The sequence below is a fragment of the Martelella mediterranea DSM 17316 genome (assembly GCF_002043005.1).
Taxonomy (GTDB): domain Bacteria; phylum Pseudomonadota; class Alphaproteobacteria; order Rhizobiales; family Rhizobiaceae; genus Martelella; species Martelella mediterranea.
This window is the reverse complement of the sequence record NZ_CP020330.1, coordinates 3,587,345-3,610,843: the sequence shown is the minus strand read 5'-3', so window position 1 is coordinate 3,610,843 and position 23,499 is coordinate 3,587,345. Positions and strand designations below refer to the sequence as shown.

Sequence of the window (23,499 nt, the reverse complement as noted above, 5' to 3'; positions counted from 1 at the left end):
TGTCAAGCACGAGGATGACTCCGAGTTTAGGGACAGGTTTGTCAATAAACTGAAGGGCGCCGTGAGGGCGCCCTTTGTCCGCTGCAGATGTCTGCGTCAGATTTCCGGGTTGTGGGGCTGGAACAGCTTGCCCTTTTCGGCGATCAGCGTGAAGCCGAGCGCGACCGCCGCGAAGACGAAGAAGCCGGCGATCATCGGCGTGGTCGTGCCGTTATAGGCGTAGCCTATCGCCGCGCCGAGCAGCGCCGAAAACGCGGTGCTAGCGAAGCCGAGGATCGACGAGGCGGCGCCGGCCACATGGCCGAGCGGCTCCATGGCCAGCGCGTTGAAGTTGGGGCCGATCCAGCCGAACTGGAACCATGCCAGCATGAACAGGGCATAGAACAGCCAAAACGGCATCGCACCGGCATATATCAGGTCGATCACCAGCCAGAGGCCGTTGGTCACCGTGAAGCCGATCATCGCGCCATGAGACAGCCTGCGCATGCCGATCTTGCCCACGATGCGGGAGTTGATCAGCGACGAGGCCGCCATCACGATGCCGATGCCGGCAAAGGCAACAGGAAACAGCGTGCCGAGACCGTAGATTTCGACATAGACCTGCTGCGCCGAATTCACGAAGCCGAAAATGCAGGCCATGATGAAGGTCGTGCCGAGCGTATAGAACAGGGCGACGCGGTTGGTCAGCACGGTCTTGGCGCTGTGGACGACCGCTTTGGGCGTCAGCTCGACGACGTCTTCGGGGTGCTGGGTTTCCGGCAGGCGGAAGGTAATCCACATAAAATTGCCGAATGCGGCAAGCGCCAGGAACACGAACACCAGATGCCAGTCGCCGAACAGCATGATCGTCTGGCCGATCGAGGGCGCGAGGATCGGGATGAGCATGAACACCATCATGATCAGCGACATGATCTCGGCCATGGCCCGCCCGCCATGAAGGTCGCGCACCACCGCCACGGAAATGACGCGGGTGGCAGCGGCTCCTAGGCCCTGACAGAACCGGACCAGCAGCATCAGGGTAAAGCTCGGCACGAAGGCGCAGAGCACCGCGCCGATGAAATAGATCACCAGGCCGACGAGCAGCGGCTTCTTGCGGCCGAAGCGGTCGGCAATCGGGCCATAGGCAAGCTGGGCGATGCCGAAACCGAGCACATAGGAGGTGATGATGAACTGATGCTCATTGTCGGAGGTGACGCCCAGGCTGGCGCCTATCTCTTTCAATCCGGGGAGCATGATGTCGATGGCAAGCGCGTTGAGCGCCATCAGTCCCGCCATCATGGCGACGAGTTCCCACTTGCCGGGCGCCTTGCGGGCAATCGCCGTCGATGTCTGTAATGTTTCTGTCACAACAACTAATCCTGAAAGCAAAAGAAGGCGCCGCTGCCGCGGCGCCCGGTCAATTCCGTGAGCTCATACAGGGGCGGGCGCGGCAAAAAAAAACGCGCCCGAAAACCGCCCCAAAAACTGCAATGTCTACCGGGATCGCCTCAGGCGGCGCGAACGGCCACGCCCTTGGAGGTAAGATGTTCCTGAAGCTCGCCGGCCTGGAACATTTCCCGGATGATATCGCAGCCGCCGAGGAACTCGCCCTTGACGTAAAGCTGCGGGATCGTCGGCCAGTTGGAAAAATCCTTGATGCCCTGGCGCAGATCGCCGTCGGCCAGCACGTTGACGCCCTTGTAGTCGACGCCGAGATAATCGAGAATCTGGACGACCTGTCCGGAGAAGCCACACTGCGGGAACTGCGGGGTTCCCTTCATGAAGAGCACCACATCGTTGCTGTCGACTTCATTCTTGATGGCAGTCTGAATGTCACTCATGTGCAATCCTTTCACATACGGGTTCAAGGTCCGTAGCGTTTATTTGCTTTCAGCATATAATCGATCGATTGACTTTCGCCAACCCCGCCACGCGAGGAATTGAGCGAAAGCCGAATGGTTGCCGCGTCACTATTGCGGCGCGGAGGTCTGCAGCGCCAGCGCGTGCAGCACGCCGCCCATATTGCCCTTCAGGGCGTCGTAGACCATCTGGTGCTGCTGCACCCTTGTCTTGCCCCGAAAGCTTTCCGATACGACTTCGGCCGCGAAATGGTCGCCGTCGCCGGCCAGGTCCCTGATCGTGACGCTGGCGTCGGGAAGGGCGGCCTTGATCATGTCTTCGATTTCGCCCGCGCTCATCGCCATTTTGAATGCTCCTCGATGGATGTCGTTCTCATGCCGGCTGCCGATCTTGTGCCGACTGCCGATCTTATGCCGACTGGTTGTCGCCGCCCGCGGCGGCCATGAAGCGAGGGAACCACATTTCGTGGGCGGTGCGCAACTCCTCGACGGGCAAGGTAACAAGATCGTCGATCACGAGCGCTTCGCCCTTGACGGTTCCGAGCCTGCGGAACGCGATGGCGCTGCCTTCCGCCGAGGCGCAGACGAAATTGCCGTATTGCGCCGGCACGGTGATGACGTAGCGCGCCTGATCCTCGCCAAAGAGCAGGGCATGGGCGGAACCACGCGCCTGGGCGATGCTGATCTCCATGCCCTTTCCGGCGTCCATGCACATTTCCGCAAGCGCCACCGCGAGGCCGCCCGCCGAAATATCGTGGCAGGCGGTGACCTGACCGTTATTGATCGCCGATCGCACGAAATCGCCGGTGCGGCGCTCGAGATGGAGGTCGACCGCCGGCGCGGGGCCGTCCACGAGGCCGAGCACGTCGCGCATATAGGCCGACGCGCCGAGATGCTCGCCGTCATTGCCGATCAGAATCACGTGGTCGCCCTCGGAAAACGAGCCGATCCGCGCCATCTTGCGCCAGTCGGCAAGGAGGCCCACGCCACCGATGGTCGGCGTCGGCAGGATCGCCTCGCCATTGGTCTCGTTGTAGAGCGAGACATTGCCCGAGACGATCGGGAAATCGAGCGCGCGGCAGGCCTCGCCGATGCCCTCGATCGCCTTGACGAGCTGGCCCATGATCTCCGGCTTTTCGGGATTGCCGAAATTGAGGTTGTCGGTCGAAGCCAGCGGCTCCGCGCCGGTCGCGGTGATGTTGCGCCAGCACTCGGCAACCGCCTGCTTGCCGCCCTCGAACGGGTTGGCCTCGACATAATGCGGGGTCACATCGCAGGAAAAGGCCAACGCCTTTGTCGGGTGGCCGTCGACGCGGATCACGCCGGCATCGCCGCCGGGAAGCTGCAGCGAATTGCCCTGGATCAGCGTGTCATACTGCTCGTAGACCCAGCGCCGGCTCGACTGGTTCGGGCCGCCGACGATCTTCAGAAGCGCCGCGTTGTAATCGGCGGGCGCCTCGACCAGATGGGCGGGCAGGGTGCCGCGGGTATCGGGCTCGCGCCAGGGGCGGTCATATTCCGGCGCCTGGTCGCCGAGATCCTTGATCGGCAGGTTGGCGACTTCCTCGTTGTTGTGGAACACGCGGAAGCGCAGGTCGTCCGTGGTCTTGCCGACGATCGCGAAATCGAGGCCCCATTTGCGGAAGATCGCCTCGGCGACCTCTTCCTTTTCGGGGTCGAGCACCATCAGCATGCGTTCCTGGCTTTCCGAGAGCATCATCTCGTAGGCCGTCATGTTTTCCTCGCGCACCGGCACGCGGTTGAGGTCGAGCTCGATGCCGAGATTGCCCTTGGCGCCCATTTCCACGGCCGAACAGGTGAGACCGGCCGCGCCCATGTCCTGGATCGCGATCACCGCGCCGGTCTGCATCAGTTCCATGCAGGCCTCGAGCAGGCATTTTTCGGTGAAGGGGTCGCCGACCTGCACGGTCGGGCGCTTCTCCTCGATATCCTCGTCGAATTCGGCCGATGCCATGGTCGCGCCGCCGACGCCGTCGCGGCCGGTCTTGGCGCCGAGATAGACGACCGGCAGGCCGACGCCCTTGGCCTCGGAATAGAAGATCGAATCGGATTTCGCGATGCCGGCCGCGAATGCGTTGACGAGATTGTTGCCATTGTAGCGCGCGTCGAACTCGACCTCGCCGCCAACCGTCGGAACGCCGAAGGAGTTGCCATAGCCGCCGACGCCGGCGACGACGCCGGAAACGAGGTGGCGCGTTTTCGGGTGGTCGGGCGCGCCGAAGCGCAGCGCATTCATGGCGGCGACGGGGCGCGCGCCCATGGTGAATATGTCGCGCAGGATGCCGCCGACGCCGGTCGCGGCCCCCTGATAGGGCTCGATATAGGAGGGGTGGTTGTGGCTCTCCATCTTGAATACGACGCAATCGCCGTCATCGATATCGACGACGCCGGCGTTCTCGCCCGGTCCCTGGATGACGCGGCGACCGGTGGTCGGCAGCGTGCGCAGCCAGCGCTTGGAGGATTTGTAGGAGCAGTGCTCGTTCCACATCGCCGAGAAGATGCCGAGTTCGGTATAGCTCGGCTCGCGGCCGATCAGCGACAATATCCGCTCGTATTCATCAGGCTTCAGCCCGTGGGCCGCGATCAGTTCCGGGGTGATGACCTGGCTGTTCGAAAGGGTCATGAGACGTGAGCATCCCGCTTTGGTTTTTCAGACGTTGTTCGGTTCCATAAACGATGTTGCAACGCGAGGCGACATGGTTTTTCGATTTTCCCGGTCTGGCGGCAGGCCTCAGCCGCGCCAGTACATCGGCATCAGCACCACGACCACGGTCAGGATTTCCAGACGGCCGAGCAGCATCATGATTGCCAGAAGGCAGAGCTCGGGATCGGCGAAGGTCGAGAAATTGCCTGCCGGCCCGATGATATCGCCAAGGCCTGGGCCGACATTGGAGAGCGCGGTCAGCACGGCGGTGGTCGACGTTATAAGGTCGTAGCCGAGCAGCGACATGCCAAGGCTGCCGAAGGCCCAGAGCAGGATATAGGCGGTGAAGAACATCGAGACGGCGCGCTGGGTCTCCGAATCGACGCTGAGCCGGCCGTAGCGGATCGAATAGACCGCATTCGGATAGATCAGTTTCTTCATGCCGGTCCTGAGCATGTTGAAAAGGATCAGGAACCGGTAGGATTTTATGCCGCCCGCCGTCGAGCCCGAGCAGCCGCCCATGAAGGTGAGGAAGAATACCAGCACCACGGCGAAGGCGCCCCATTGCGAATAGTCGGTGCTGGCGTAGCCCGTGGTCGACAGGATCGACGAGACGTTGAACGCCGACTGCGTCAGCGCCGTGAGGAAGTCCATCTGGTCGTTGAGGCTGATATAGAGCGAGAGCAGGAACACCGCCACGAAAAGATAGGTCAGGAACAGCATGATCTGCGGATCGCGCAGCGAATCGAGCCGGCCGCGCACCACGAACAGGATCAGGATCGAGAACGGCAGGCTGCACAGCGTCATGAAGAAGGTCGAGATCCACAAGAGCGCCGGGCTGTCGAAATAACCGAACGAGGCGTCATGGGTGGAAAAGCCGCCGGTCGCCACCGTCGTCAGCGCGTGGTTGAAGGCATCGAACTGCGACATGCCGGCAAAGCCGTAGCAGATCGCGCATAACAGCGTGATGCCGAGATAGATCGCCAGAAACGCCCGGGTGAAGCTTGCCATGCGGGCGAACGGCTTGTCGCCGGTATCCGAGGATTCCATCTTGAAGAAGGCCATGCCGCCGATTCTCAGAAACGGCAGGATGAACAGGCCGAGCGCGACGATGCCGATGCCGCCCATCCACTGCAGCAGCGAGCGCCACAGAAGAAGGCCGGGCGCCGCCTGATCGAGGCCGGTCAGAACCGTGGAGCCGGTGGTGGTGATCGCCGAAACCGATTCGAACAGCGACTGGGCGAAGGTCAGTTCGCCGCTTGCGAGATAGATCGGGATCGCGCCGACAAGCGCGAAGGTCATCCACAAGAGGTTGACCAGGAAGAAGCCGAGACGCCGGCTGAAGGGCGGCGGATTGCCGCGCATGGCAACCGCGGTAACGGCGCTTGTCCCGCCCACCATGAAGCCGCAAAGGGCGAAGACCTGCCAGTCGGCATTGCCGTAATAGAGGTCGACCATGGCCGGAACGAACATCGCGGCCGCGAGATAAATGCCGCAAATTGCCGCGATATAGAAGGCAGACCGCAGAAGCGTGGCGTTCAAGGGTCAGTTCCCTGTCATACTTTCTTGTCAGATACGGGCTTTTTCGTGACCCGGTTTGTATGCCATAGCGGTGTCACAGGACAAACTCAATGGGAAGCAGGAAATGCGCGACAACGTGATAGCAGCCAAGACCGCGCTGAGAGATCTCTTCGAAGCGACGCCGTTGCAGCGCAACGCCCATCTGAGCGCGAAGTTCGAAGCGGACGTCTATCTGAAGCGCGAGGATCTGTCGCCGGTGCGCTCCTACAAGCTGCGTGGCGCCTTCAATTTCATGCGCAAGCGGATGGGCGGCGACGGGGCCTCGAAAGTGTTCGTCTGCGCCTCGGCCGGCAATCACGCCCAGGGCTTCGCGTTCTGCTGCCGGCATTTCGGTGTTCAGGGCGTGGTCTTCATGCCGGTCACGACGCCGCAGCAGAAGATCGACAAGACCCGTACCTTCGGCGAGGGCTTCATCCGCATCGAACTGGTCGGCGATATCTTCGATGTCTGCTATTCCGCCGCCCGCAAATTCGCCGCGGATCACGACGGCATCATGGTGCCGCCCTTCGACGATCCCGATATCATCGAGGGACAGGCGACGGTGGCAAGCGAGATCGAGGATGCCTGGCCGGAAGGCGAGGGCCTGCCCGATCTGATCGTGATGCCGGTCGGCGGCGGCGGGCTGTCGGCAGGGATAACAAGCTATTTCTCCGATCGCCTGCCGGATGACGCCTATCTGTTCGCCGAGCCGGAAGGCGCGCCGAGCCTGAAGCGTTCGCTTGCCGCCGGCGAGATCGTGACGCTCGAGGACGTCGACAATTTTGTGGATGGCGCGGCCGTCGCCCGGATCGGCGATGCCAATTTCGAGGCGCTCAGGCGGCTTTCGCCGGATCAGGTGATGGCGGTGCCGGAAAATGCGCTGTGCGTGACCATGAGCGAAATGCTGAATGTCGAGGGCGTGGTGCTGGAGCCGGCGGGCGCGCTGGCGCTGACCGCGCTTTCAAGGCTGCCGGCGGACAAGGTGCGCGGCCGGAAGATCGTAGCGCTCGTCTCCGGCGGCAATTTCGATTTCGATCGACTGCCGGACGTCAAGGAGCGGGCGATGCGCTATTCGGGGCTGAAGAAATACCTAGTCCTGCGCCTGCCGCAGCGCCCCGGCGCGCTGAAGGATTTCCTCGGCCTGCTGGGCCCTGACGACGATATCGCGCGGTTCGAATATCTCAAGAAATCGGCGCGCAATTTCGGCTCGATCCTGATCGGGATCGAAACCTCGCGTCCGGAAAACTTTCATGTCCTGTTTGAAAATCTTGCAAGCAACGGATTGAAATATCAGGATATTACAGAGAACGAAATTCTGGCAAACCTGATCATCTGACGGGCAGTGCTGGCGCGGCAATCGCCGATCGGCTAGAAAGACAAAAAAGGGAGTTTTGAAGATGGCATCGTTTTTTTCTCGGATCGGCTCATTGTTTTCGGGCGGCGGCGCCGGCGAGGGGCGGGAGAACGAGCAGGCGGTGAAATCGATCGTCCATGAGGACTGCATCATCTTCGCCGAACCGGTGAAGGAAGGCGCGCAGTATCGGCTTCAGGGCCGGATCGAGAAAGAGGTGAACGACGAGACGCTGACCCGGACCTTCATCCGCGCCGACCTGTTTTCTTCCCAGGACGAGGCGATTGAGTGGACCTTCCGCAAGGGCAAGCAGATCATCGACCAGAACGGCAGGTCGCTGTTTTCCGACGGCGCGAAGAGCCGCACGGCCTGAGGCTACCCCGACTCGCTGATGCCAGCGGGGGGCCTGAAGGCGCGACCCGGCTCCGTATCTCTGTTGACTGAGACGCTAGCCGTGGCGGCGTATGCGCAGCGGAAGCGCCGGTCGATCACGATTGCCTCAGACACGGCATCATCAGACGCAGCAGGCATCGCCCGCTGCCGCGCACCGTTTGTCCTGGCGGGTCGGATCGCCGAAGCCTGAAACGCAGCTTGACCGAAAACCCGGTCTTCACTGTCTCGCCGACACTCTGGTGCGGCCCCGTAACCAATTGACGAGCAAACAAAGCCCTGACGGTCCGCGCCAGGTTTCCCTGCGGCGGACATGGCATGCGGCGGGCGTCACACGTGGAAAAGCAGCAAATAGGACGTCAGAACCGCAATTCCGAAAAATGACAGCCATACCGGCATGTTGGACGATGCTGCAGCTGGCACCTGGGTGTTGCGCTCCCGCTCCGTGACAGCGCCACCATGGGTCTCAAGCGCAGAAAGACTATAGCTCCCGCAACGCCGGCAAACGCGACCGGTGTTCTGCACCATCATGCAATCATTGCATTTATAGTGTGCCATAATAGTGATCCTCCACAGCGGAGTTTATTATGGTTTTCTATTGTAAGCAATATGAACTGCGGAAATACGATATGATAAACGCAATATTCTTCTGGTTTTTTTTGACCGGAAGGTCAAATACCGAAGCGGTCTGATTTTTTAAAACGTTTATAGTGTATTTGGGTACCGAGATGGGTCCGGAATCTTTGCTTGTCGGCGGCAATGTCCCGGCAGTCTTCTCCCGCGCAAACCTGCAGAATATCGCAAAAGAATCAAACGCTCCGCAGCGATTGAATCACCGTCGAGAGGTCGACTGACGCAAGGCAGGCTCGGCTCCGCTGATCCGAAAACTATGTCTGGAGGAAGAAGAATGGTGGGCGATGAGAGACTCGAACTCCCGACATCCTCGGTGTAAACGAGGCGCTCTACCAACTGAGCTAATCGCCCGACCGCGTTGGTGAGGCGTGAAATATGCGGATCGCGGCAAAACCGCAAGAGGGTTTCGACGGTTTTCGTCATTTTTTTCACGCCCGGCGCGGAGGTCGATGCATAACCCGGCGGGAATAAGCGGTCTTGCGCTTCAGGCTTCATGCGCATCAGGGTTTTTCGCGGGGAGGGGCGGCGCTGGCGCTGGGGCTGCGGAAGGGTGGTTCGCTATGTGGTTTACGACTCAGGAGCCGATTTCGACTGTTTTGCCGGCGTTTTCGCGATGGCGTGCGGCGCGGCATTTTGGCGGTTTCGCACAGGTCCCGGACGGCGATCGCAAAAAAATCAGAAATGCGTGACAAGCTGCTTGACACTTTCAGGCGACCCCCTTAAACAGCCGCTCACGCCGACAGACGAAGCGCTTCGAAAACAAGCGGTTCGAAACTGAAACGGCAAAAGCGCGGGTGTAGCTCAGCTGGTTAGAGTGCCGGCCTGTCACGCCGGAGGTCGCGGGTTCGAGCCCCGTCACTCGCGCCATTCTTCTTCTCCTAGGATGGTCTGAAATTTGCGCTTATAGCGCGGCTTGTTCTCATAGCCTCGCGTTGGTGCGATTCTTCGTTTCGGACCGCGTTGCGCGTTTCGCGCTTCTTTCCGTAATAGATGACAACCGCAACAATTTGCCGCAGCCTTTGCCTGCCGGGCCCGCCGCTTATCATGGCGGGCGGTTGAAACTTTGTTGCAGCGCGACGAAAAGGGTTTGAACGTCTTGCGCGAGCGCGCCGGCTGCGCTAGTCACGACCCCGACATCTATCAATTTTCGGTCTCGCGGTTTATCCTGCGGGTGCGCTGACCCGGGCGCCTCAAAACGGCAAGGGTGTTTTATATGGCTGAAGTCCTCAGTTCCTATATTCCGATCGTCATCTTTATCGCTATCTGTCTCATCATCGGGCTGGCCCTGATGGTCGCGCCCTTCGCGCTGGCCTTCAAGGCGCCCGATGCGGAAAAGCTGTCCGCCTACGAGTGCGGCTTCAATGCTTTCGACGATGCGCGCATGAAGTTCGACATCCGCTTCTATCTCGTGGCAATCCTGTTCATCATCTTCGATCTCGAGGTCGCCTTCCTGTTTCCCTGGGCGGCGTCGTTCGGCGATATCGGCTGGTTCGGTTTCTGGTCGATGATGGTGTTCCTGGCCGTGCTGACCATCGGCTTCGTCTATGAATGGAAGAAAGGAGCGCTCGAATGGGAGTGAGCCAAAACGAGACGCTCGTCGCGCCCGTGCCCCGGGGCGTCGTCGATCCGATGACCAACAAGCCCGTTGGCGCCGATGACCGATTCTTCGGCGAGATCAACAACGAGCTCGCCGACAAGGGCTTTCTGGTCACCTCCTCGGCGCAGCTCATCACCTGGGCGCGCACCGGTTCGCTGATGTGGATGCAGTTCGGCCTCGCCTGCTGCGCCGTCGAGATGATGCAGATGTCGATGCCGCGCTATGACTGCGAGCGCTTCGGCTTCGCCCCGCGCGCCTCGCCGCGCCAGTCCGACGTGATGATCGTCGCCGGCACGCTGACCAACAAGATGGCGCCCGCTCTGCGCAAGGTCTATGACCAGATGCCCGAGCCGCGCTACGTCATCTCCATGGGCTCCTGCGCCAATGGCGGCGGCTATTATCATTATTCCTATTCCGTCGTGCGCGGCTGCGACCGTGTCGTCCCGGTCGATATCTACGTGCCGGGCTGTCCGCCCACCGCCGAGGCGCTGCTTTACGGCGTGCTTCTTCTGCAGAAGAAGATCCGGCGCACCGGAACGATCGAGCGATAGGGGCCGAGATGAGCGAAGTCTTGAACGAACTGGGCGCCCATATTCGCGAAGCCTGCGAGGGCATCGTCGATATCGTGATTGCGCATGAAGAGCTCACCGTGGTGACGACGCCCGAGGGTATCGTCGATGTCGCCAAGTTCCTGCGCGATGACGGTCAGTGCGCCTTTGTCTGCATCATCGATGTCTGCGGCGTCGACTGGCCGACGCGCGAAAAGCGTTTCGATGTGGTCTATCACCTGCTGTCGCCGACTCAGAACGTGCGCGTGCGCATCAAGCTCGAAGTCGGCGAGGATGAGGTCGTGCCTTCGATCACGCCGATCTTCCCCGGCGCCGACTGGTTCGAGCGCGAGACCTGGGACATGTACGGCATTCCCTTCAGCGGCCATCCCGACCTGCGCCGGATCCTCACCGATTACGGTTTCGAGGGCCATCCGCTGCGCAAGGATTTCCCGACCACCGGTTTCGTCGAGCTGCGTTACGACGAGGAAGCCAAGCGCGTGATTTACGAACCCGTCGAACTCCGCCAGGAATTCCGCAGCTTCGATTTCCTGTCGCCCTGGGAGGGGCCGGAATATGTGCTGCCCGGCGATGAAAAGGCAAACGGCTGAGCCGAAACCCAATTCCATGAGCGCGGAGCGCCTTGACCATGACTGAACATAATGTCCGCAACTTCACGATCAACTTCGGGCCGGAACACCCTTCCGCCCATGGTGTGTTGCGACTGGTGCTGGAGCTTGACGGCGAAATTGTCGAGCGCGTCGACCCGCATATCGGCCTGCTTCACCGCGGTACCGAAAAGCTGATCGAGACCAAGACCTATCTTCAGGCCGTGCCCTATTTCGACCGGCTCGACTATGTCGCGCCGATGAACCAGGAGCATGCCTTCGCGCTCGCCGTGGAAAAGCTGCTGGAAGTCGAGATCCCGATTCGCGGCCAGCTCATCCGCGTGCTGTTTTCGGAAATCGGCCGCGTTCTCAACCATCTGCTGAACTGCACCACCGCCGCCATGGACGTCGGCGCGCTGACGCCGCCGCTCTGGGGCTTCGAGGAGCGCGAGAAGCTGATGGTGTTCTACGAGCGGGCCTGCGGCGCGCGCATGCATGCGGCCTATTTCCGGCCCGGCGGCGTGCATCAGGACCTGCCGCCCGAACTGGTCGAGGATATCGGCAAGTGGTGCGAGCAGTTTCCGGCAAGGCTGAACGACATCGAGTCGCTCTTGGCGGGCAATCGCATCTTCAAGCAGCGCAATGTCGATATCGGTAATGTCACGCTGGAAGACGCCTTTGCCTGGGGCTTTTCCGGCCCGATGGTGCGCGGTTCGGGCGCTGCCTGGGATTTGCGGCGCGCGCAGCCCTATGAATGCTACAGCGACATGGATTTCGATGTCGTCATCGGCAAGAACGGCGACTGCTACGACCGCTGGGTGGTCCGCATCAACGAGATGCGCGAATCGGTCAAGATCATGAAGCAGTGCGTCGAGCGGCTTTTGGGCGATGCCAAGACCGGTCCGTTCAATTCGATGGACGGCAAGGTCGTGCCGCCGAAGCGCGCGCAGATGAAGCGCTCGATGGAAGCGCTGATCCACCACTTCAAGCTTTATACCGAGGGCTATCATGTGCCCGAGGGCGAGGTTTACGCGGCGGTTGAAGCGCCCAAGGGCGAATTCGGCGTTTATCTCGTCTCCGACGGCACCAACAAGCCCTACCGCTGCAAGATCCGTGCGCCGGGCTTTGCCCATCTGTCGGCCATGGACTTCATGTCCAAGGGTCACCAGCTTGCGGACGTCACCGCCATTATCGGTACGCTCGACATCGTGTTCGGAGAGGTGGACCGGTGACACTTGCGGGCGTAAAGAGTGCAGAATTCGTTTCCGACTGTCCCGCGCCGGTTGAAGGCCGGCGGCATGGCATGGGATATGCGGAAGCCGTGATGACAACCTCCGAAGAGGTGTAAGAAAGCATGTCCGTTCGTCGATTAGCCGATGAGAATGTCCAGCCCGCAGCCTTTGCGTTTTCAGACGAGAACGCGGCCTGGGCCGAAGCCACGATCCGGAAATATCCGGAAGGTCGCCAGCAGTCCGCCGTGATCCCGCTTCTGATGCGGGCGCAGGACCAGGAGGGCTGGGTCACCCGCGCCGCGATCGAAAAGGTCGCCGACATGCTGGCCATGCCGCTGATCCGTGTTCTGGAAGTGGCGACGTTCTACACCCAGTTCCAGTTGAAGCCGGTCGGCACCAATGCGCATATCCAGGTCTGCGGCACCACGCCTTGCATGCTGCGCGGCGCTGGCGATCTGATCAATGTCTGCAAGAAGAAGATCAATGCCGCTCCGTTCGAGACCAATGCGGACGGCACGATGTCGTGGGAAGAGGTGGAATGCCTCGGCGCCTGCGCCAACGCGCCGATGGTGATGATCTTCAAGGACGTCTATGAAGATCTAACGCCCGAGCGGATGGAAGAGATCATTGATGCCTTCGAAGCCGGGCGCGGTTCGGAGATCAAGCCGGGCCCGCAGATCGACCGCTGGCTTTCGGCGCCGGAAGGCGGCTTCACCTCGCTGACCGAGGAAGGCGAGGGCGCGCTCGAATCCGACGATACCGACGCCACCGACGAGGGCGCGGGTTCCAGGGAAGCGATCGACGGCGCCAAGGGCGATCGCCCGCCGGCCGTCGACCAGAAGCCTGAAGACGCAGACGACCTGACGCTGATGTCCGGCGTCGGTCCGAAGATTGCCGGTCTGCTGCATGATATCGGCATCTATAAATTCGATCAGATCGCCGCCTGGACGCCAGGCCAGTGCGCCTGGGTGAATGATTCGCTGAAGCTCGGCGGTCGCATCGAGCGCGACGAATGGGTGCGCCAGGCCGGCGTTCTGGCCAAGGGCGGCATCGAGGAATACGAAAAAGTATTCGGCAGAACAGCGCGGTAGGAGTGAAGCATGTTAAAGGATAAAGATCGCATCTTCACCAATCTTTACGGCCATCGGGACAAGTCCCTGAAGGGCGCGATGTCGCGCGGGCTGTGGGATAATACCAGGGGCATCATCGACAAGGGCCGCGACTGGATCATTCAGGAAATGAAGGATTCGGGACTGCGCGGCCGTGGCGGCGCGGGCTTCCCGACGGGTCTCAAATGGTCGTTCATGCCCAAAGATGACCGTCCGCATTATCTCGTTGTGAATGCTGACGAATCCGAGCCCGGCACCTGCAAGGACCGTGAAATCCTGCGCAACGACCCGCATCACCTGATCGAGGGTTGCCTGATCGCCGGCTGCGCCATGGGCGCGCATACCGCCTATATCTATGTGCGCGGCGAGTTCATCCGCGAGCGCGAGGCGCTGCAGGCCGCGATCGACGAGTGCTATGACGCCGGGCTTCTCGGCAAGGGCAACAAGTGCGGCTGGGACATGGACATCATCGTCCACCACGGCGCCGGCGCTTATATCTGCGGCGAGGAAACCGCGCTTCTGGAAAGCCTGGAAGGCAAGAAGGGCCAGCCGCGCCTGAAGCCGCCATTCCCGGCAAACATGGGCCTCTACGGCCTGCCGACGACGGTCAACAACGTCGAATCGATCGCCGTTGCGCCGACCATTCTGCGCCGCGGCGCGAGCTGGTTCTCGTCCTTTGGTCGCCCGAACAATGTCGGCACCAAGCTGTTCATGGTTTCCGGCCATGTGGAGCGGCCCTGCGTGGTCGAGGAATCGATGGGCATCACCTTCCGCGAGCTGATCGAAAAGCATTGCGGCGGCATTCGCGGCGGCTGGGACAATCTGCTGGCGGTCATCCCCGGCGGCGCGTCCTGCCCGGTGGTCAAGGCCGAGGACATGATTGACGTCCAGCTCGACTTTGACGGTCTGCGCGAGGTCAAGTCCTCCTTCGGGACCGGCGGCGCGATCGTGATGGACAAGTCGACCGATATCATCAAGGCGATCGCGCGTCTCTCGGCCTTCTTCAAGCATGAAAGCTGCGGCCAGTGCACGCCGTGCCGCGAGGGCACCGGCTGGATGTGGCGGGTGATGGAGCGCATGGTGACCGGCAACGCCCAGAAGCGCGAGATCGACATGCTGTTCGAGGTCACCAAGCAGGTTGAAGGTCACACGATCTGCGCGCTTGGCGATGCGGCGGCGTGGCCGATCCAGGGCCTGATCCGCAATTTCCGTCCGGAAATCGAAAAGCGGATCGACCAGTACACGGCCAACGCCACCTCGCATGGCGCGGTGATGGAAGCGGCGGAGTAGACCGATGAAATTTCACGACCAGGTCGACCAGATCGATGCCACCAAGAGCTGCCTGGCGGGCTCGGTCTTTGATGACGTCGATCTGTCCGGTTCGAAGTTTCACAACGTGAACATGTCGGGCTGGAAGGTGAGCAATGCCAATTTTTCCGGCATGGTGGTCACGGACGCAAACCTCTCCGGCATGACGGTGACGGATGCCAATCTCTCGGGTGTCTCGATCAGTGAATGCCGGTTGCACGGCATGACGATCAACGGCATCGATGTCGGCGCGTTGCTCGCGCTGTGGAAAGAACACAAGGCTTGAGGCAGAGCCCTGACAAGGGCAGACGCAATCGAGAATGGAATGCCGGCGGTCTCCTTCTGACCATCGGCGAAGCGGGAAAAACGGATATGGTAAATCTGATTGTAGACGGCAAGGAAATCGAGGTTCCCGACCATTACACGCTGCTGCAGGCGGCGGAGGCGGCGGGCGCTGAAATCCCGCGCTTCTGCTTTCACGAGCGGCTGTCGATTGCCGGCAACTGCCGCATGTGCCTCATTCAGGTGAAGGGCGGACCGCCGAAGCCGGCCGCTTCCTGCGCCATGGGCGTCAAGGACGTGCGCGGCGGACCGGACGGCTCTCTGCCCGAAATCTATACCAAGACGCCGATGGTCAAGAAGGCGCGCGAAGGGGTGATGGAGTTCCTGCTCATCAACCATCCGCTCGATTGCCCGATCTGCGACCAGGGCGGCGAATGCGACCTGCAGGACCAGGCGATGGCCTTCGGCATCGACAGTTCGCGCTACCGCGAGGACAAGCGCGCCGTCGAGGACAAGTATATCGGCCCGCTGGTCAAGACCGTGATGAACCGCTGCATCCACTGCACGCGTTGCGTCCGCTTCACCACGGAAGTCGCCGGCATCTCCGAGCTCGGCCTGATCGGCCGCGGCGAGGATGCCGAGATCACCACCTATCTCGAGCGCGCGATGACGTCCGAGCTTCAGGGCAATGTCGTCGACCTCTGCCCGGTCGGCGCGCTGACCTCCAAGCCGTTTGCCTTCACCGCGCGACCCTGGGAGCTGAACAAGACCGAATCGATCGACGTGATGGATGCCGTCGGTTCGGCGATCCGCGTCGACACTCGTGGCCGCGAAGTGATGCGCATCCTGCCGCGCGTCAACGAGCAGGTGAACGAGGAGTGGATCTCCGACAAGACCCGGTTCATCTGGGACGGCCTGCGCACCCAGCGCATCGACAAGCCCTATATCCGCCAGGGCGGCCGGCTTCAGCCCGCAAGCTGGGCCGATGCATTCGCCGCGATCAAGGCCAAGGTCGATGGCGTCAAGGGCGAGAAGATCGGCGCGATTGCCGGCGATCTGGCCACCGTTGAGGAAATGTATGCGCTGAAGGGCCTGATAGCTTCGCTCGGCTCTGCTAATATCGATTGTCGCCAGGATGGCGCCGCCCTGGACCCGGCCGCTGGCCGCGCGGGCTATGTCTTCAACCCGACCATCGAAGGCATCGAGCAGGCCGACGCGCTGCTGATCATCGGCTCCAATCCCCGCTTCGAGGCTTCGGTGCTGAACGCCCGCATCCGCAAGCGTTCGCGCAAGGGCAATTTCCCGATCGGCGTGATCGGCGAGAATGCCGATCTGCGTTATCCCGTGAGCTATCTCGGCGCGGGACCGTCCTCGCTCGCCGATCTGGCTTCCAGTGATTTCATGGACGTGCTGAAGAAGGCCGAGCGTCCGATCGTACTGGTCGGCCCCGGCGCGCTGGCGCGTGAAGATGGCGCGGCGGTTCTCTCCAAGGCGGCGGCGATCGCAAAGGACATCGGCGCGGTTACGGCCGATTGGAACGGCTTTGCGGTGCTGCACACGGCGGCCTCGCGCGTCGGCGGTCTCGATATCGGCTTTGTGCCGGGCGAGGGTGCTGCCAACACCGCTTCGATGCTCTCCGACATGGATGTTCTGTTCCTGCTGGGTGCTGACGAGCTTGACTTCTCGGCCAAGAAGGCCGGCTTCACCGTCTATATCGGCAGCCATGGCGATGCCGGCGCGATGAACGCCGATGTCGTTCTGCCGGCCGCGACCTACACCGAGAAGTCCGGCACCTACGTCAATCTCGAGGGCCGGGTGCAGATGACCAACCGCGCAGGCTTCGCACCTGGCGACGCCCGCGAGGACTGGGCGATCATCCGCGCGCTGTCTGGCGTTTTCGGCAAGGCGCTGCCCTACGATTCGCTTGGCGCGCTGCGCGCAGCCCTTTATGGCGAATTTCCGCACCTCGCCGCGCTTGACGAGATCGCTGACGCTGATATCAACGCCATCGAAACGCTGGCCGGCAGAGGTGGGGACCTTGGTGATTCCGGTTTCGTATCGCCGGTCACCGATTTCTACCTGACCAACCCGATTGCCCGGGCGTCTGCCGTCATGGCCGAATGCTCGGCGCTGGCGCGCAACAATTTCCAGGCGGCGGCGGAGTAAGGACGGAGCAATGGATTCTTTTTTCTCGACGTATCTCTGGCCCGCGCTGATCATGATCGGCCAGTCGCTGCTGCTCCTGGTTCTGCTGCTGGTCGGCATCGCCTTCATCCTGCTTGCCGACCGCAAGATCTGGGCGGCGGTGCAGATGCGCCGCGGACCGAACGTCGTCGGTCCCTTCGGCCTGATGCAGTCCTTCGCCGACCTTTTGAAATTCGTGTTCAAGGAACCGGTCATCCCGGCAAGCTCGGACAAGGTCGTGTTCCTGCTGGCGCCGCTGATCTCGGTGACGCTGGCGCTCGCCACCTGGGCGGTGATGCCGGTCGCGGATGGTTGGGTGATCGCCAATATCAATATCGGCATCCTCTATATTTTCGCCATTTCCTCGCTTGAGGTTTACGGCGTGATCATGGGCGGCTGGGCCTCGAACTCGAAATACGCCTTCCTCGGATCGCTGCGGTCCGCGGCGCAGATGGTGTCCTACGAAGTCTCGATCGGCCTCGTCATCGTCACCGTGCTGCTGACGGTCGGCTCGCTGAACCTTTCCGATATCGTGTTTGCCCAGCAGACCGGCCTTGGCACGATGATCGGCCTGCCGCCGTCCTTCCTCGACTGGAACTGGCTGGCGTTGTTCCCGATGTTCATCGTGTTTTTCATTTCGGCGCTGGCCGAGACCAACCGTCCGCCCTTCGATCTTCCGGAAGCGGAATCGGAACTGGTCGCCGGCTTCATGGTCGAATATGGCTCGACGCCGTACATGATGTTCATGCTCGGCGAATATGCCGCGATCGTGCTGATGTGCGCGCTGACGACCACGCTGTTCCTCGGCGGCTGGCTGCCGATCCTGGATGTGGCGGTGCTCAACTGGATCCCCGGCGTGATCTGGTTCCTGATCAAGGTGTGCCTGTGCTTCTTCATGTTCGCCATGGTCAAGGCTTTCGTGCCGCGCTACCGCTACGACCAGCTGATGCGTCTTGGCTGGAAGGTCTTCCTTCCGCTGTCGCTCGCCATGGTCGTGATCGTCGCTTTCGTCGTCAAACTGACCGGCTGGGTCGGCTGATGCAGGTGTTGGTAACAGCACCGGATTGGAGATTGTGAAATGGGTTCTGTCGCTCAGGCATTCAACGCGCTCTTCCTGAAGGAGTTCGTCGGTGCGTTCTTTCTGACGATGCGCTACTTCTTCAGCCCGAAGTCGACGGTGAACTACCCCTTCGAAAAGGGGCCGGTGAGCCCGCGTTTTCGCGGGGAGCATGCGCTGCGCCGCTATCCGAACGGCGAGGAACGCTGCATCGCCTGCAAATTGTGCGAGGCGATCTGTCCCGCGCAGGCGATCACCATCGAGGCCGGCCCGCGCCGCAATGACGGCACCCGCCGCACGGTGCGCTACGATATCGATATGGTGAAGTGCATCTATTGCGGCTTCTGCCAGGAGGCATGTCCGGTGGAAGCGATTGTCGAGGGGCCGAATTTCGAGTTCGCCACCGAGACGCGCGAGGAACTGTACTATGACAAGGAACGACTGCTCGCCAATGGCGACCGGTGGGAGCGCGAGATCGCGAAGAACATCGCGATGGATGCGCCTTACCGGTAAGGAGAGGTCGGGCGGGGGGATTTCGCCCGGCGGTTCGATAAACCTGAAATGAAGGGCCTGCCGCATCCGGCGGCGGGGCTTTTGCAAATGTGATAGTGGCGGGAGCCGCTGCGACCACGAAGAGAAGGCACCATCATGGGTCTCCATGCTCTTTTTTTCTATATTTTCGCGTTCGTCGCCGTGGCGTCGGCGTTCATGGTGATTTGGGCGAAGAACCCCGTTCATTCGGTGCTGTTCCTGATCGTCGTGTTCGTGAATGCGGCGGCGCTGTTCATCCTGGCGGGCGCGGAATATCTCGGCCTTCTTCTGCTGGTGGTCTATGTCGGCGCGGTGGCGGTGCTGTTCCTGTTCGTGGTGATGATGCTCGACATCGACTTCGCCGAGCTCAGGTCCGGCATTCTGCACTATGCGCCGGTGGGCGCTCTGATCGGGATCGTGCTTCTGGCCGAGCTGATCGTGGTCGTCGGCGGCACCTTCATTCCGGCCGATATCGCCGCCAATACCGCGATGCCGATGCCGGCGGATACATCGAGCGTGAAGGCGATCGGCGACGTGATCTACACGCATTACGCCTATTTCTTCCAGGTGGCCGGCCTCATCCTGCTCGTCGCCATGATCGGCGCGATCGTGCTGACGCTGAAGCATCGCCCGGACGTCAAGCGCCAGAACATTGCCAAGCAGGTTGCGCGCACGCCTGAAAGCGCGCACGAAACCGTCAAGGTCAAGCCTGGCCAGGGCATATAAGAACGAGAATTTGCAGGGATACGGGATCTAAGGACAACGCAATGGAAATCGGACTTTCCCACTACCTGACGGTCAGTGCCATACTCTTCACGATTGGTGTTTTCGGCATCTTCCTGAACCGGAAGAACGTCATCATCATTCTCATGTCCATCGAGCTGATCCTGCTTTCGGTCAACCTCAACATGGTCGCGTTCTCCTCGTTCCTGAACGATATGGTCGGCCAGGTCTTCGCGCTGTTCATTCTGACCGTCGCGGCGGCCGAAGCCGCCATCGGTCTGGCGATCCTGGTGGTGTTCTATCGCAACCGCGGCTCGATCGCGGTCGAAGACGTCAACGTGATGAAGGGCTGATTTCCAGATGATCTACAAACTCATCGTCTTCCTGCCGCTCGTAGGCTTCCTCATCGCCGGCCTCTTCGGAAACCGCATTGGTGCCAAGGCCACCGAATGGGTAACGATCGCCCTGATGGCGGTCGCGGCCGTGCTGTCCTGGTATGTGTTCATTTCCGTCGGCTTCCTGACCCATGCGGAAGATTTCGTCATCCAGGTGCCGGTCATGCGCTGGATCACCTCCGGCGATATCGACGTTCTCTGGCAGCTTCGCGTCGACACGCTGACGGCGGTGATGCTGGTCGTGGTCAACACGGTGTCCTGTCTCGTCCACCTCTATTCGGTGGGCTACATGCATGACGATCCGCATCGCCCGCGCTTCTTCGCCTATCTGTCGCTGTTCACCTTCGCCATGCTGGCGCTGGTCACCTCCGACAATCTGCTGCAGATGTTCTTCGGCTGGGAAGGCGTCGGCCTTGCCTCCTATCTGCTGATCGGTTTCTGGTACAAGAAGCCGTCGGCGAGCGCTGCGGCGATGAAGGCCTTCATCGTCAACCGCGTCGGCGACTTCGGCTTCCTGCTCGGCATTGCCGGCCTGTTCTTCCTGGCGCACACCATCAATTTCGATCCGATCTTCTCCGCCGCCGAGCGTCTTGCCAATGGCGAGGTCACGCTGCAGACCGCACAGGGCAATGTTTCCGTTTTGCATTTCCTCGGCATGAGCATGGATGTGTCGACCGCGATCACCACGGTCTGCCTGCTCTTGTTCATGGGCGCGATGGGTAAATCTGCGCAGTTTCTGCTGCACACCTGGCTGCCGGACGCGATGGAAGGCCCGACGCCGGTTTCCGCCCTCATTCACGCCGCCACCATGGTGACCGCCGGCGTCTTCCTCGTCGCCCGCATGTCGCCGCTGTTCGAACTGTCGCCGACGGCGCTCACCTTCGTCACGCTGATCGGTTCGATCACCGCCTTCTTCGCCGCCACCATCGGTCTGGTGCAGAACGACATCAAGCGCGTGATCGCCTATTCTACCTGCTCGCAGCTCGGCTACATGTTTGCAGCCCTTGGGGCAGGGGCCTTCGGCGCAGGCGTGTTCCATCTGTTCACCCACGCCTTCTTCAAGGCGCTCTTGTTCCTGTGCGCCGGCTCGGTGATCCATTCGGTCTCCGGCGAGCAGGACATGCGCCACATGGGTGGCTTGAGAAAGCATATCCCGGTCACCTTCTGGGCGATGATCATCGGCACGCTCGCCATCACCGGCGCCGGCATTCCCGGAACGCCGATCGGCGCTGCCGGCTTCTTTTCCAAGGACGCGATCATCGAATCGGCCTATGTCTCGGCAAGCCCGCTCGGCAACTTCTCGTTCTGGATGCTGGTGATTGCCGCCGCCTTCACCGCCTTCTATTCCTGGCGCCTGATCTTCATGACCTTCTACGGCAAGCCGCGCGCGTCTTCCGATGTCATGCACCACGTGCATGAAAGCCCCTGGGTCATGCTGCTGCCGCTGGTGGTGCTGTCGATCGGCGCACTGTTCGCCGGTTATGTATTCCTGCCCTACTTCTTCGGGCATGATTACAGCGAGTTCTGGAAGGGCGCGCTGTTCACCGGTCCGCACAACGAAGTGCTCGACGAGCATCACCACGTGCCGCTGTGGGTTGTGCTGTCGCCGTTCATCGCCATGATGCTGGGTACGGTGGTCGCGATTTACATGTACCTGATCAAGCCGTCCTCCGCGCCGGCGCTGGCGAAGGCATTTCCGCGCCTCTACGCCTTCCTGCTCAACAAGTGGTATTTCGATGAGCTTTACGACTTCCTGTTCGTAAGGCCCACCAAGAAGCTCGGATACTTCCTGTGGCAGAAGGGCGATATCGGCGTGATCGACCGCTACGGCCCGAACGGGATTGCAGCAAGGGTCAACGACGTGACCAACCGCGTCGTCAAGCTGCAGTCCGGATATGTTTACCACTATGCGTTTGCAATGCTGATCGGCGTGGCCGCGCTTGTAACCTGGATGATGCTCGGAGGGGCTCGGTAATGAGCGACTGGCCAATTCTCTCAACAGTCACCTTCCTGCCGCTCGTCGGCGTGGTGCTGATCCTGTTCACCCGCGACGATAACGAGACCGGGCTCAGGAACATCCGCAACGTCGCGCTGCTGACGACGCTGTTTACCTTCATCGTCTCGCTGTTCGTGTGGATGAAGTTCGATCCGTCGAACCCGAACTTCCAGATGATCGAGAACCATCCCTGGCTCGGTACGGGCATCTCCTATCATCTCGGGATCGACGGCATCTCGCTGCTGTTCATCCTGCTGACGACGGTGCTGATGCCGCTCTGCATCCTGGCCTCGTGGGAAGCCATCACACATCGGGTGAAGGCCTATATGATCGCCTTCCTGATCCTCGAAACGCTGATCATCGGCGTGTTCGTGTCGCTCGATATCGTGATGTTCTACATCTTCTTCGAGGCAGGCCTGATCCCGATGTATCTGATCATCGGCATCTGGGGGCATGAACGGCGGGTCTATGCATCGCTGAAGTTCTTCCTCTACACCTTCGCCGGTTCGGTGTTCATGCTGCTGGCCATCATGGCGATGTACTGGGTGACGGGCACGACCAGCGTGCCGGTGCTGCTGGAGTATGATTTCCCGGTCAACATGCAATACTGGCTGTTCCTCGGCTTCTTCGCCTCGTTCGCGGTGAAGATGCCGATGTGGCCGGTGCACACCTGGCTGCCGGATGCGCACGTGGAAGCGCCGACCGCCGCCTCGGGCGTGCTGGCGGGCGTTCTGCTGAAGCTTGGCGGGTTCGGCGTGCTGCGCTATTCGATGCCGATGTTCCCCGACGCGTCCTATTACTTCGCGCCGTTCATCTTCGCGCTGTCGATCATCGCGATCATCTATGCCTCGCTGGTGGCGCTGATGCAGACCGACATGAAGAAGCTGATCGCCTATTCGTCAGTCGCCCATATGGGCTTCGTCACCATGGGCATGTTCTCGGCTACCACCGAGGGCGTTGAGGGCGCGATCTTCCTGATGCTGTCGCACGGCATCGTCTCCGGCGCCTTGTTCTTCTGCGTCGGCATCGTCTACGACCGGATGCACACCCGCGAGATCGCGGCCTATGGCGGGCTTGTGAACAACATGCCGAAATTCGCGGTGGCGTTCATGATCTTCACCATGGCCAATGTTGGCCTGCCCGGCACATCCGGCTTCATCGGCGAGTTCTTGACGGTCATCGGCGTCTTCCAGGTCAACACCTGGGTTGCCCTGTTCGCCGCCACCGGCGTTATCCTGTCGGCGGCCTATGCGCTGTGGCTCTACCGTCGGGTGATCTTCGGCGCACTGGAAAAGGACAGCCTGAAGGCATTGCTGGATCTCAGCACCCGTGAAAAGATCGTGCTGTATCCGCTGATCTTCCTGACGATCTTCTTCGGCGTCTATCCGGAGCCCATCTTCGCGGCGATCCACGGCCCGGTGGCGCAGATCGTTCAACATTATGACGCCGTTCTTGAGCAGACCAAGAACATCGCGCTGCCGGTATACTGAGA

The 23,499-nt window shown here is 61.1% G+C and carries 21 protein-coding genes and 2 tRNA genes; 17 read left to right on the top strand and 6 right to left on the bottom strand.

The window, feature by feature from the left end:
- Nucleotides 1-96: 96 nt before the first annotated feature.
- The 5 genes from Mame_RS16760 to Mame_RS16740 form a co-directional block, all read right to left on the bottom strand.
- Nucleotides 97-1,347 carry a multidrug effflux MFS transporter gene (locus tag Mame_RS16760; RefSeq protein WP_235726807.1) on the bottom strand — a complete coding sequence of 417 codons (1,251 nt, stop codon included), beginning with the start codon at nucleotides 1,345-1,347 and terminating at the stop codon, nucleotides 97-99.
- Between the two features lie 140 nt (nucleotides 1,348-1,487).
- Entirely contained in the window at nucleotides 1,488-1,820 is a 333-nt protein-coding gene (gene grxD / locus Mame_RS16755; protein ID WP_018064327.1) for a Grx4 family monothiol glutaredoxin, read from the bottom strand.
- Nucleotides 1,821-1,949: 129 nt separating this feature from the next.
- Nucleotides 1,950-2,183, bottom strand: a complete 234-nt coding sequence (locus tag Mame_RS16750; RefSeq protein WP_018064326.1) for a BolA/IbaG family iron-sulfur metabolism protein — start codon at nucleotides 2,181-2,183, stop codon at nucleotides 1,950-1,952.
- Nucleotides 2,184-2,247: 64 nt separating this feature from the next.
- Complete coding sequence (gene purL / locus Mame_RS16745) at nucleotides 2,248-4,482, bottom strand: phosphoribosylformylglycinamidine synthase subunit PurL (protein ID WP_018064325.1); 2,235 nt, start codon at nucleotides 4,480-4,482, stop codon at nucleotides 2,248-2,250.
- A gap of 108 nt (nucleotides 4,483-4,590) precedes the next feature.
- Nucleotides 4,591-6,045 (bottom strand): TrkH family potassium uptake protein, encoded by a 1,455-nt coding sequence (locus tag Mame_RS16740; RefSeq protein WP_018064324.1) that lies wholly within the window; start codon nucleotides 6,043-6,045, stop codon nucleotides 4,591-4,593.
- 103 nt (nucleotides 6,046-6,148) lie between these two features.
- Between Mame_RS16740 and ilvA the strand changes: the two genes are divergently transcribed.
- Nucleotides 6,149-7,399, top strand: a complete 1,251-nt coding sequence (ilvA, locus tag Mame_RS16735) for a threonine ammonia-lyase (RefSeq protein ID WP_018064323.1) — start codon at nucleotides 6,149-6,151, stop codon at nucleotides 7,397-7,399.
- Nucleotides 7,400-7,460: 61 nt separating this feature from the next.
- Nucleotides 7,461-7,787, top strand: a complete 327-nt coding sequence (locus Mame_RS16730; protein ID WP_026173392.1) for an HlyU family transcriptional regulator — start codon at nucleotides 7,461-7,463, stop codon at nucleotides 7,785-7,787.
- Nucleotides 7,788-8,712: 925 nt separating this feature from the next.
- On the opposite strand, the gene Mame_RS16725 is transcribed toward Mame_RS16730, so the two are convergent.
- Nucleotides 8,713-8,788, bottom strand: a tRNA-Val gene (locus Mame_RS16725).
- 439 nt (nucleotides 8,789-9,227) lie between these two features.
- Between Mame_RS16725 and Mame_RS16720 the strand changes: the two genes are divergently transcribed.
- From Mame_RS16720 to Mame_RS16650, 15 genes are all read left to right on the top strand, one after another.
- Nucleotides 9,228-9,304: transfer RNA gene (locus Mame_RS16720), tRNA-Asp, on the top strand.
- 346 nt (nucleotides 9,305-9,650) lie between these two features.
- Nucleotides 9,651-10,016 carry an NADH-quinone oxidoreductase subunit A gene (locus Mame_RS16715; protein WP_018064321.1) on the top strand — a complete coding sequence of 122 codons (366 nt, stop codon included), beginning with the start codon at nucleotides 9,651-9,653 and terminating at the stop codon, nucleotides 10,014-10,016.
- Nucleotides 10,007-10,585: a NuoB/complex I 20 kDa subunit family protein gene (locus Mame_RS16710; RefSeq protein ID WP_018064320.1), complete on the top strand. Its 579-nt coding sequence runs from the start codon at nucleotides 10,007-10,009 to the stop codon at nucleotides 10,583-10,585. Before Mame_RS16715 ends, Mame_RS16710 begins: the two co-directional genes overlap by 10 nt.
- An 8-nt stretch (nucleotides 10,586-10,593) precedes the next feature.
- The gene (locus tag Mame_RS16705; protein ID WP_018064319.1) at nucleotides 10,594-11,193 is read left to right on the top strand and encodes an NADH-quinone oxidoreductase subunit C; all 600 of its coding nucleotides are present in this window, start codon (nucleotides 10,594-10,596) and stop codon (nucleotides 11,191-11,193) included.
- A gap of 38 nt (nucleotides 11,194-11,231) precedes the next feature.
- The gene (locus Mame_RS16700; RefSeq protein WP_018064318.1) at nucleotides 11,232-12,422 is read left to right on the top strand and encodes an NADH-quinone oxidoreductase subunit D; all 1,191 of its coding nucleotides are present in this window, start codon (nucleotides 11,232-11,234) and stop codon (nucleotides 12,420-12,422) included.
- A 122-nt stretch (nucleotides 12,423-12,544) separates the two neighbouring features.
- A complete protein-coding gene (nuoE, locus tag Mame_RS16695; RefSeq protein ID WP_018064317.1) occupies nucleotides 12,545-13,513 on the top strand; it encodes an NADH-quinone oxidoreductase subunit NuoE in 969 nt (322 codons plus the stop codon).
- 9 nt (nucleotides 13,514-13,522) lie between these two features.
- Nucleotides 13,523-14,821, top strand: a complete 1,299-nt coding sequence (nuoF, locus tag Mame_RS16690; RefSeq protein WP_018064316.1) for an NADH-quinone oxidoreductase subunit NuoF — start codon at nucleotides 13,523-13,525, stop codon at nucleotides 14,819-14,821.
- Nucleotides 14,822-14,825: 4 nt separating this feature from the next.
- Complete coding sequence (locus Mame_RS16685; protein WP_018064315.1) at nucleotides 14,826-15,125, top strand: pentapeptide repeat-containing protein; 300 nt, start codon at nucleotides 14,826-14,828, stop codon at nucleotides 15,123-15,125.
- A gap of 86 nt (nucleotides 15,126-15,211) precedes the next feature.
- On the top strand, nucleotides 15,212-17,287 hold the full coding sequence (gene nuoG / locus Mame_RS16680) for an NADH-quinone oxidoreductase subunit NuoG (protein ID WP_026173391.1): 2,076 nt from the start codon (nucleotides 15,212-15,214) through the stop codon (nucleotides 17,285-17,287).
- Between the two features lie 10 nt (nucleotides 17,288-17,297).
- Nucleotides 17,298-18,344, top strand: a complete 1,047-nt coding sequence (gene nuoH / locus Mame_RS16675) for an NADH-quinone oxidoreductase subunit NuoH (protein WP_018064313.1) — start codon at nucleotides 17,298-17,300, stop codon at nucleotides 18,342-18,344.
- A gap of 39 nt (nucleotides 18,345-18,383) precedes the next feature.
- Entirely contained in the window at nucleotides 18,384-18,875 is a 492-nt protein-coding gene (gene nuoI, locus Mame_RS16670) for an NADH-quinone oxidoreductase subunit NuoI (RefSeq protein ID WP_018064312.1), read from the top strand.
- Between the two features lie 135 nt (nucleotides 18,876-19,010).
- A complete protein-coding gene (locus Mame_RS16665) occupies nucleotides 19,011-19,619 on the top strand; it encodes an NADH-quinone oxidoreductase subunit J (RefSeq protein WP_018064311.1) in 609 nt (202 codons plus the stop codon).
- Between the two features lie 41 nt (nucleotides 19,620-19,660).
- Complete coding sequence (nuoK, locus tag Mame_RS16660; RefSeq protein WP_018064310.1) at nucleotides 19,661-19,969, top strand: NADH-quinone oxidoreductase subunit NuoK; 309 nt, start codon at nucleotides 19,661-19,663, stop codon at nucleotides 19,967-19,969.
- 7 nt (nucleotides 19,970-19,976) lie between these two features.
- The gene (nuoL, locus tag Mame_RS16655) at nucleotides 19,977-21,986 is read left to right on the top strand and encodes an NADH-quinone oxidoreductase subunit L (protein WP_018064309.1); all 2,010 of its coding nucleotides are present in this window, start codon (nucleotides 19,977-19,979) and stop codon (nucleotides 21,984-21,986) included.
- A complete protein-coding gene (locus Mame_RS16650; protein ID WP_018064308.1) occupies nucleotides 21,986-23,497 on the top strand; it encodes an NADH-quinone oxidoreductase subunit M in 1,512 nt (503 codons plus the stop codon). Before nuoL ends, Mame_RS16650 begins: the two co-directional genes overlap by 1 nt.
- Nucleotides 23,498-23,499: the final 2 nt, after the last annotated feature.

Bases quoted from the DNA above. Each gene is read 5' to 3' on its own strand.
- Mame_RS16665 (WP_018064311.1), top strand. From the start codon at position 19,011: ATGGGTCTCCATGCTCTTTTTTTCTATATTTTCGCGTTCGTCGCCGTG.
- Mame_RS16685 (WP_018064315.1), top strand. From the start codon at position 14,826: ATGAAATTTCACGACCAGGTCGACCAGATCGATGCCACCAAGAGCTGC.
- Mame_RS16750 (WP_018064326.1), bottom strand. From the start codon at position 2,183: ATGGCGATGAGCGCGGGCGAAATCGAAGACATGATCAAGGCCGCCCTT.
- Mame_RS16700 (WP_018064318.1), top strand. From the start codon at position 11,232: ATGACTGAACATAATGTCCGCAACTTCACGATCAACTTCGGGCCGGAA.
- nuoE (WP_018064317.1), top strand. From the start codon at position 12,545: ATGTCCGTTCGTCGATTAGCCGATGAGAATGTCCAGCCCGCAGCCTTT.
- nuoF (WP_018064316.1), top strand. From the start codon at position 13,523: ATGTTAAAGGATAAAGATCGCATCTTCACCAATCTTTACGGCCATCGG.
- purL (WP_018064325.1), bottom strand. From the start codon at position 4,482: ATGACCCTTTCGAACAGCCAGGTCATCACCCCGGAACTGATCGCGGCC.
- Mame_RS16715 (WP_018064321.1), top strand. From the start codon at position 9,651: ATGGCTGAAGTCCTCAGTTCCTATATTCCGATCGTCATCTTTATCGCT.
- grxD (WP_018064327.1), bottom strand. From the start codon at position 1,820: ATGAGTGACATTCAGACTGCCATCAAGAATGAAGTCGACAGCAACGAT.
- Mame_RS16710 (WP_018064320.1), top strand. From the start codon at position 10,007: ATGGGAGTGAGCCAAAACGAGACGCTCGTCGCGCCCGTGCCCCGGGGC.
- Mame_RS16730 (WP_026173392.1), top strand. From the start codon at position 7,461: ATGGCATCGTTTTTTTCTCGGATCGGCTCATTGTTTTCGGGCGGCGGC.
- nuoI (WP_018064312.1), top strand. From the start codon at position 18,384: ATGGGTTCTGTCGCTCAGGCATTCAACGCGCTCTTCCTGAAGGAGTTC.
- nuoK (WP_018064310.1), top strand. From the start codon at position 19,661: ATGGAAATCGGACTTTCCCACTACCTGACGGTCAGTGCCATACTCTTC.
- Mame_RS16705 (WP_018064319.1), top strand. From the start codon at position 10,594: ATGAGCGAAGTCTTGAACGAACTGGGCGCCCATATTCGCGAAGCCTGC.
- Mame_RS16650 (WP_018064308.1), top strand. From the start codon at position 21,986: ATGAGCGACTGGCCAATTCTCTCAACAGTCACCTTCCTGCCGCTCGTC.
- ilvA (WP_018064323.1), top strand. From the start codon at position 6,149: ATGCGCGACAACGTGATAGCAGCCAAGACCGCGCTGAGAGATCTCTTC.
- nuoH (WP_018064313.1), top strand. From the start codon at position 17,298: ATGGATTCTTTTTTCTCGACGTATCTCTGGCCCGCGCTGATCATGATC.
- nuoL (WP_018064309.1), top strand. From the start codon at position 19,977: ATGATCTACAAACTCATCGTCTTCCTGCCGCTCGTAGGCTTCCTCATC.
- nuoG (WP_026173391.1), top strand. From the start codon at position 15,212: ATGGTAAATCTGATTGTAGACGGCAAGGAAATCGAGGTTCCCGACCAT.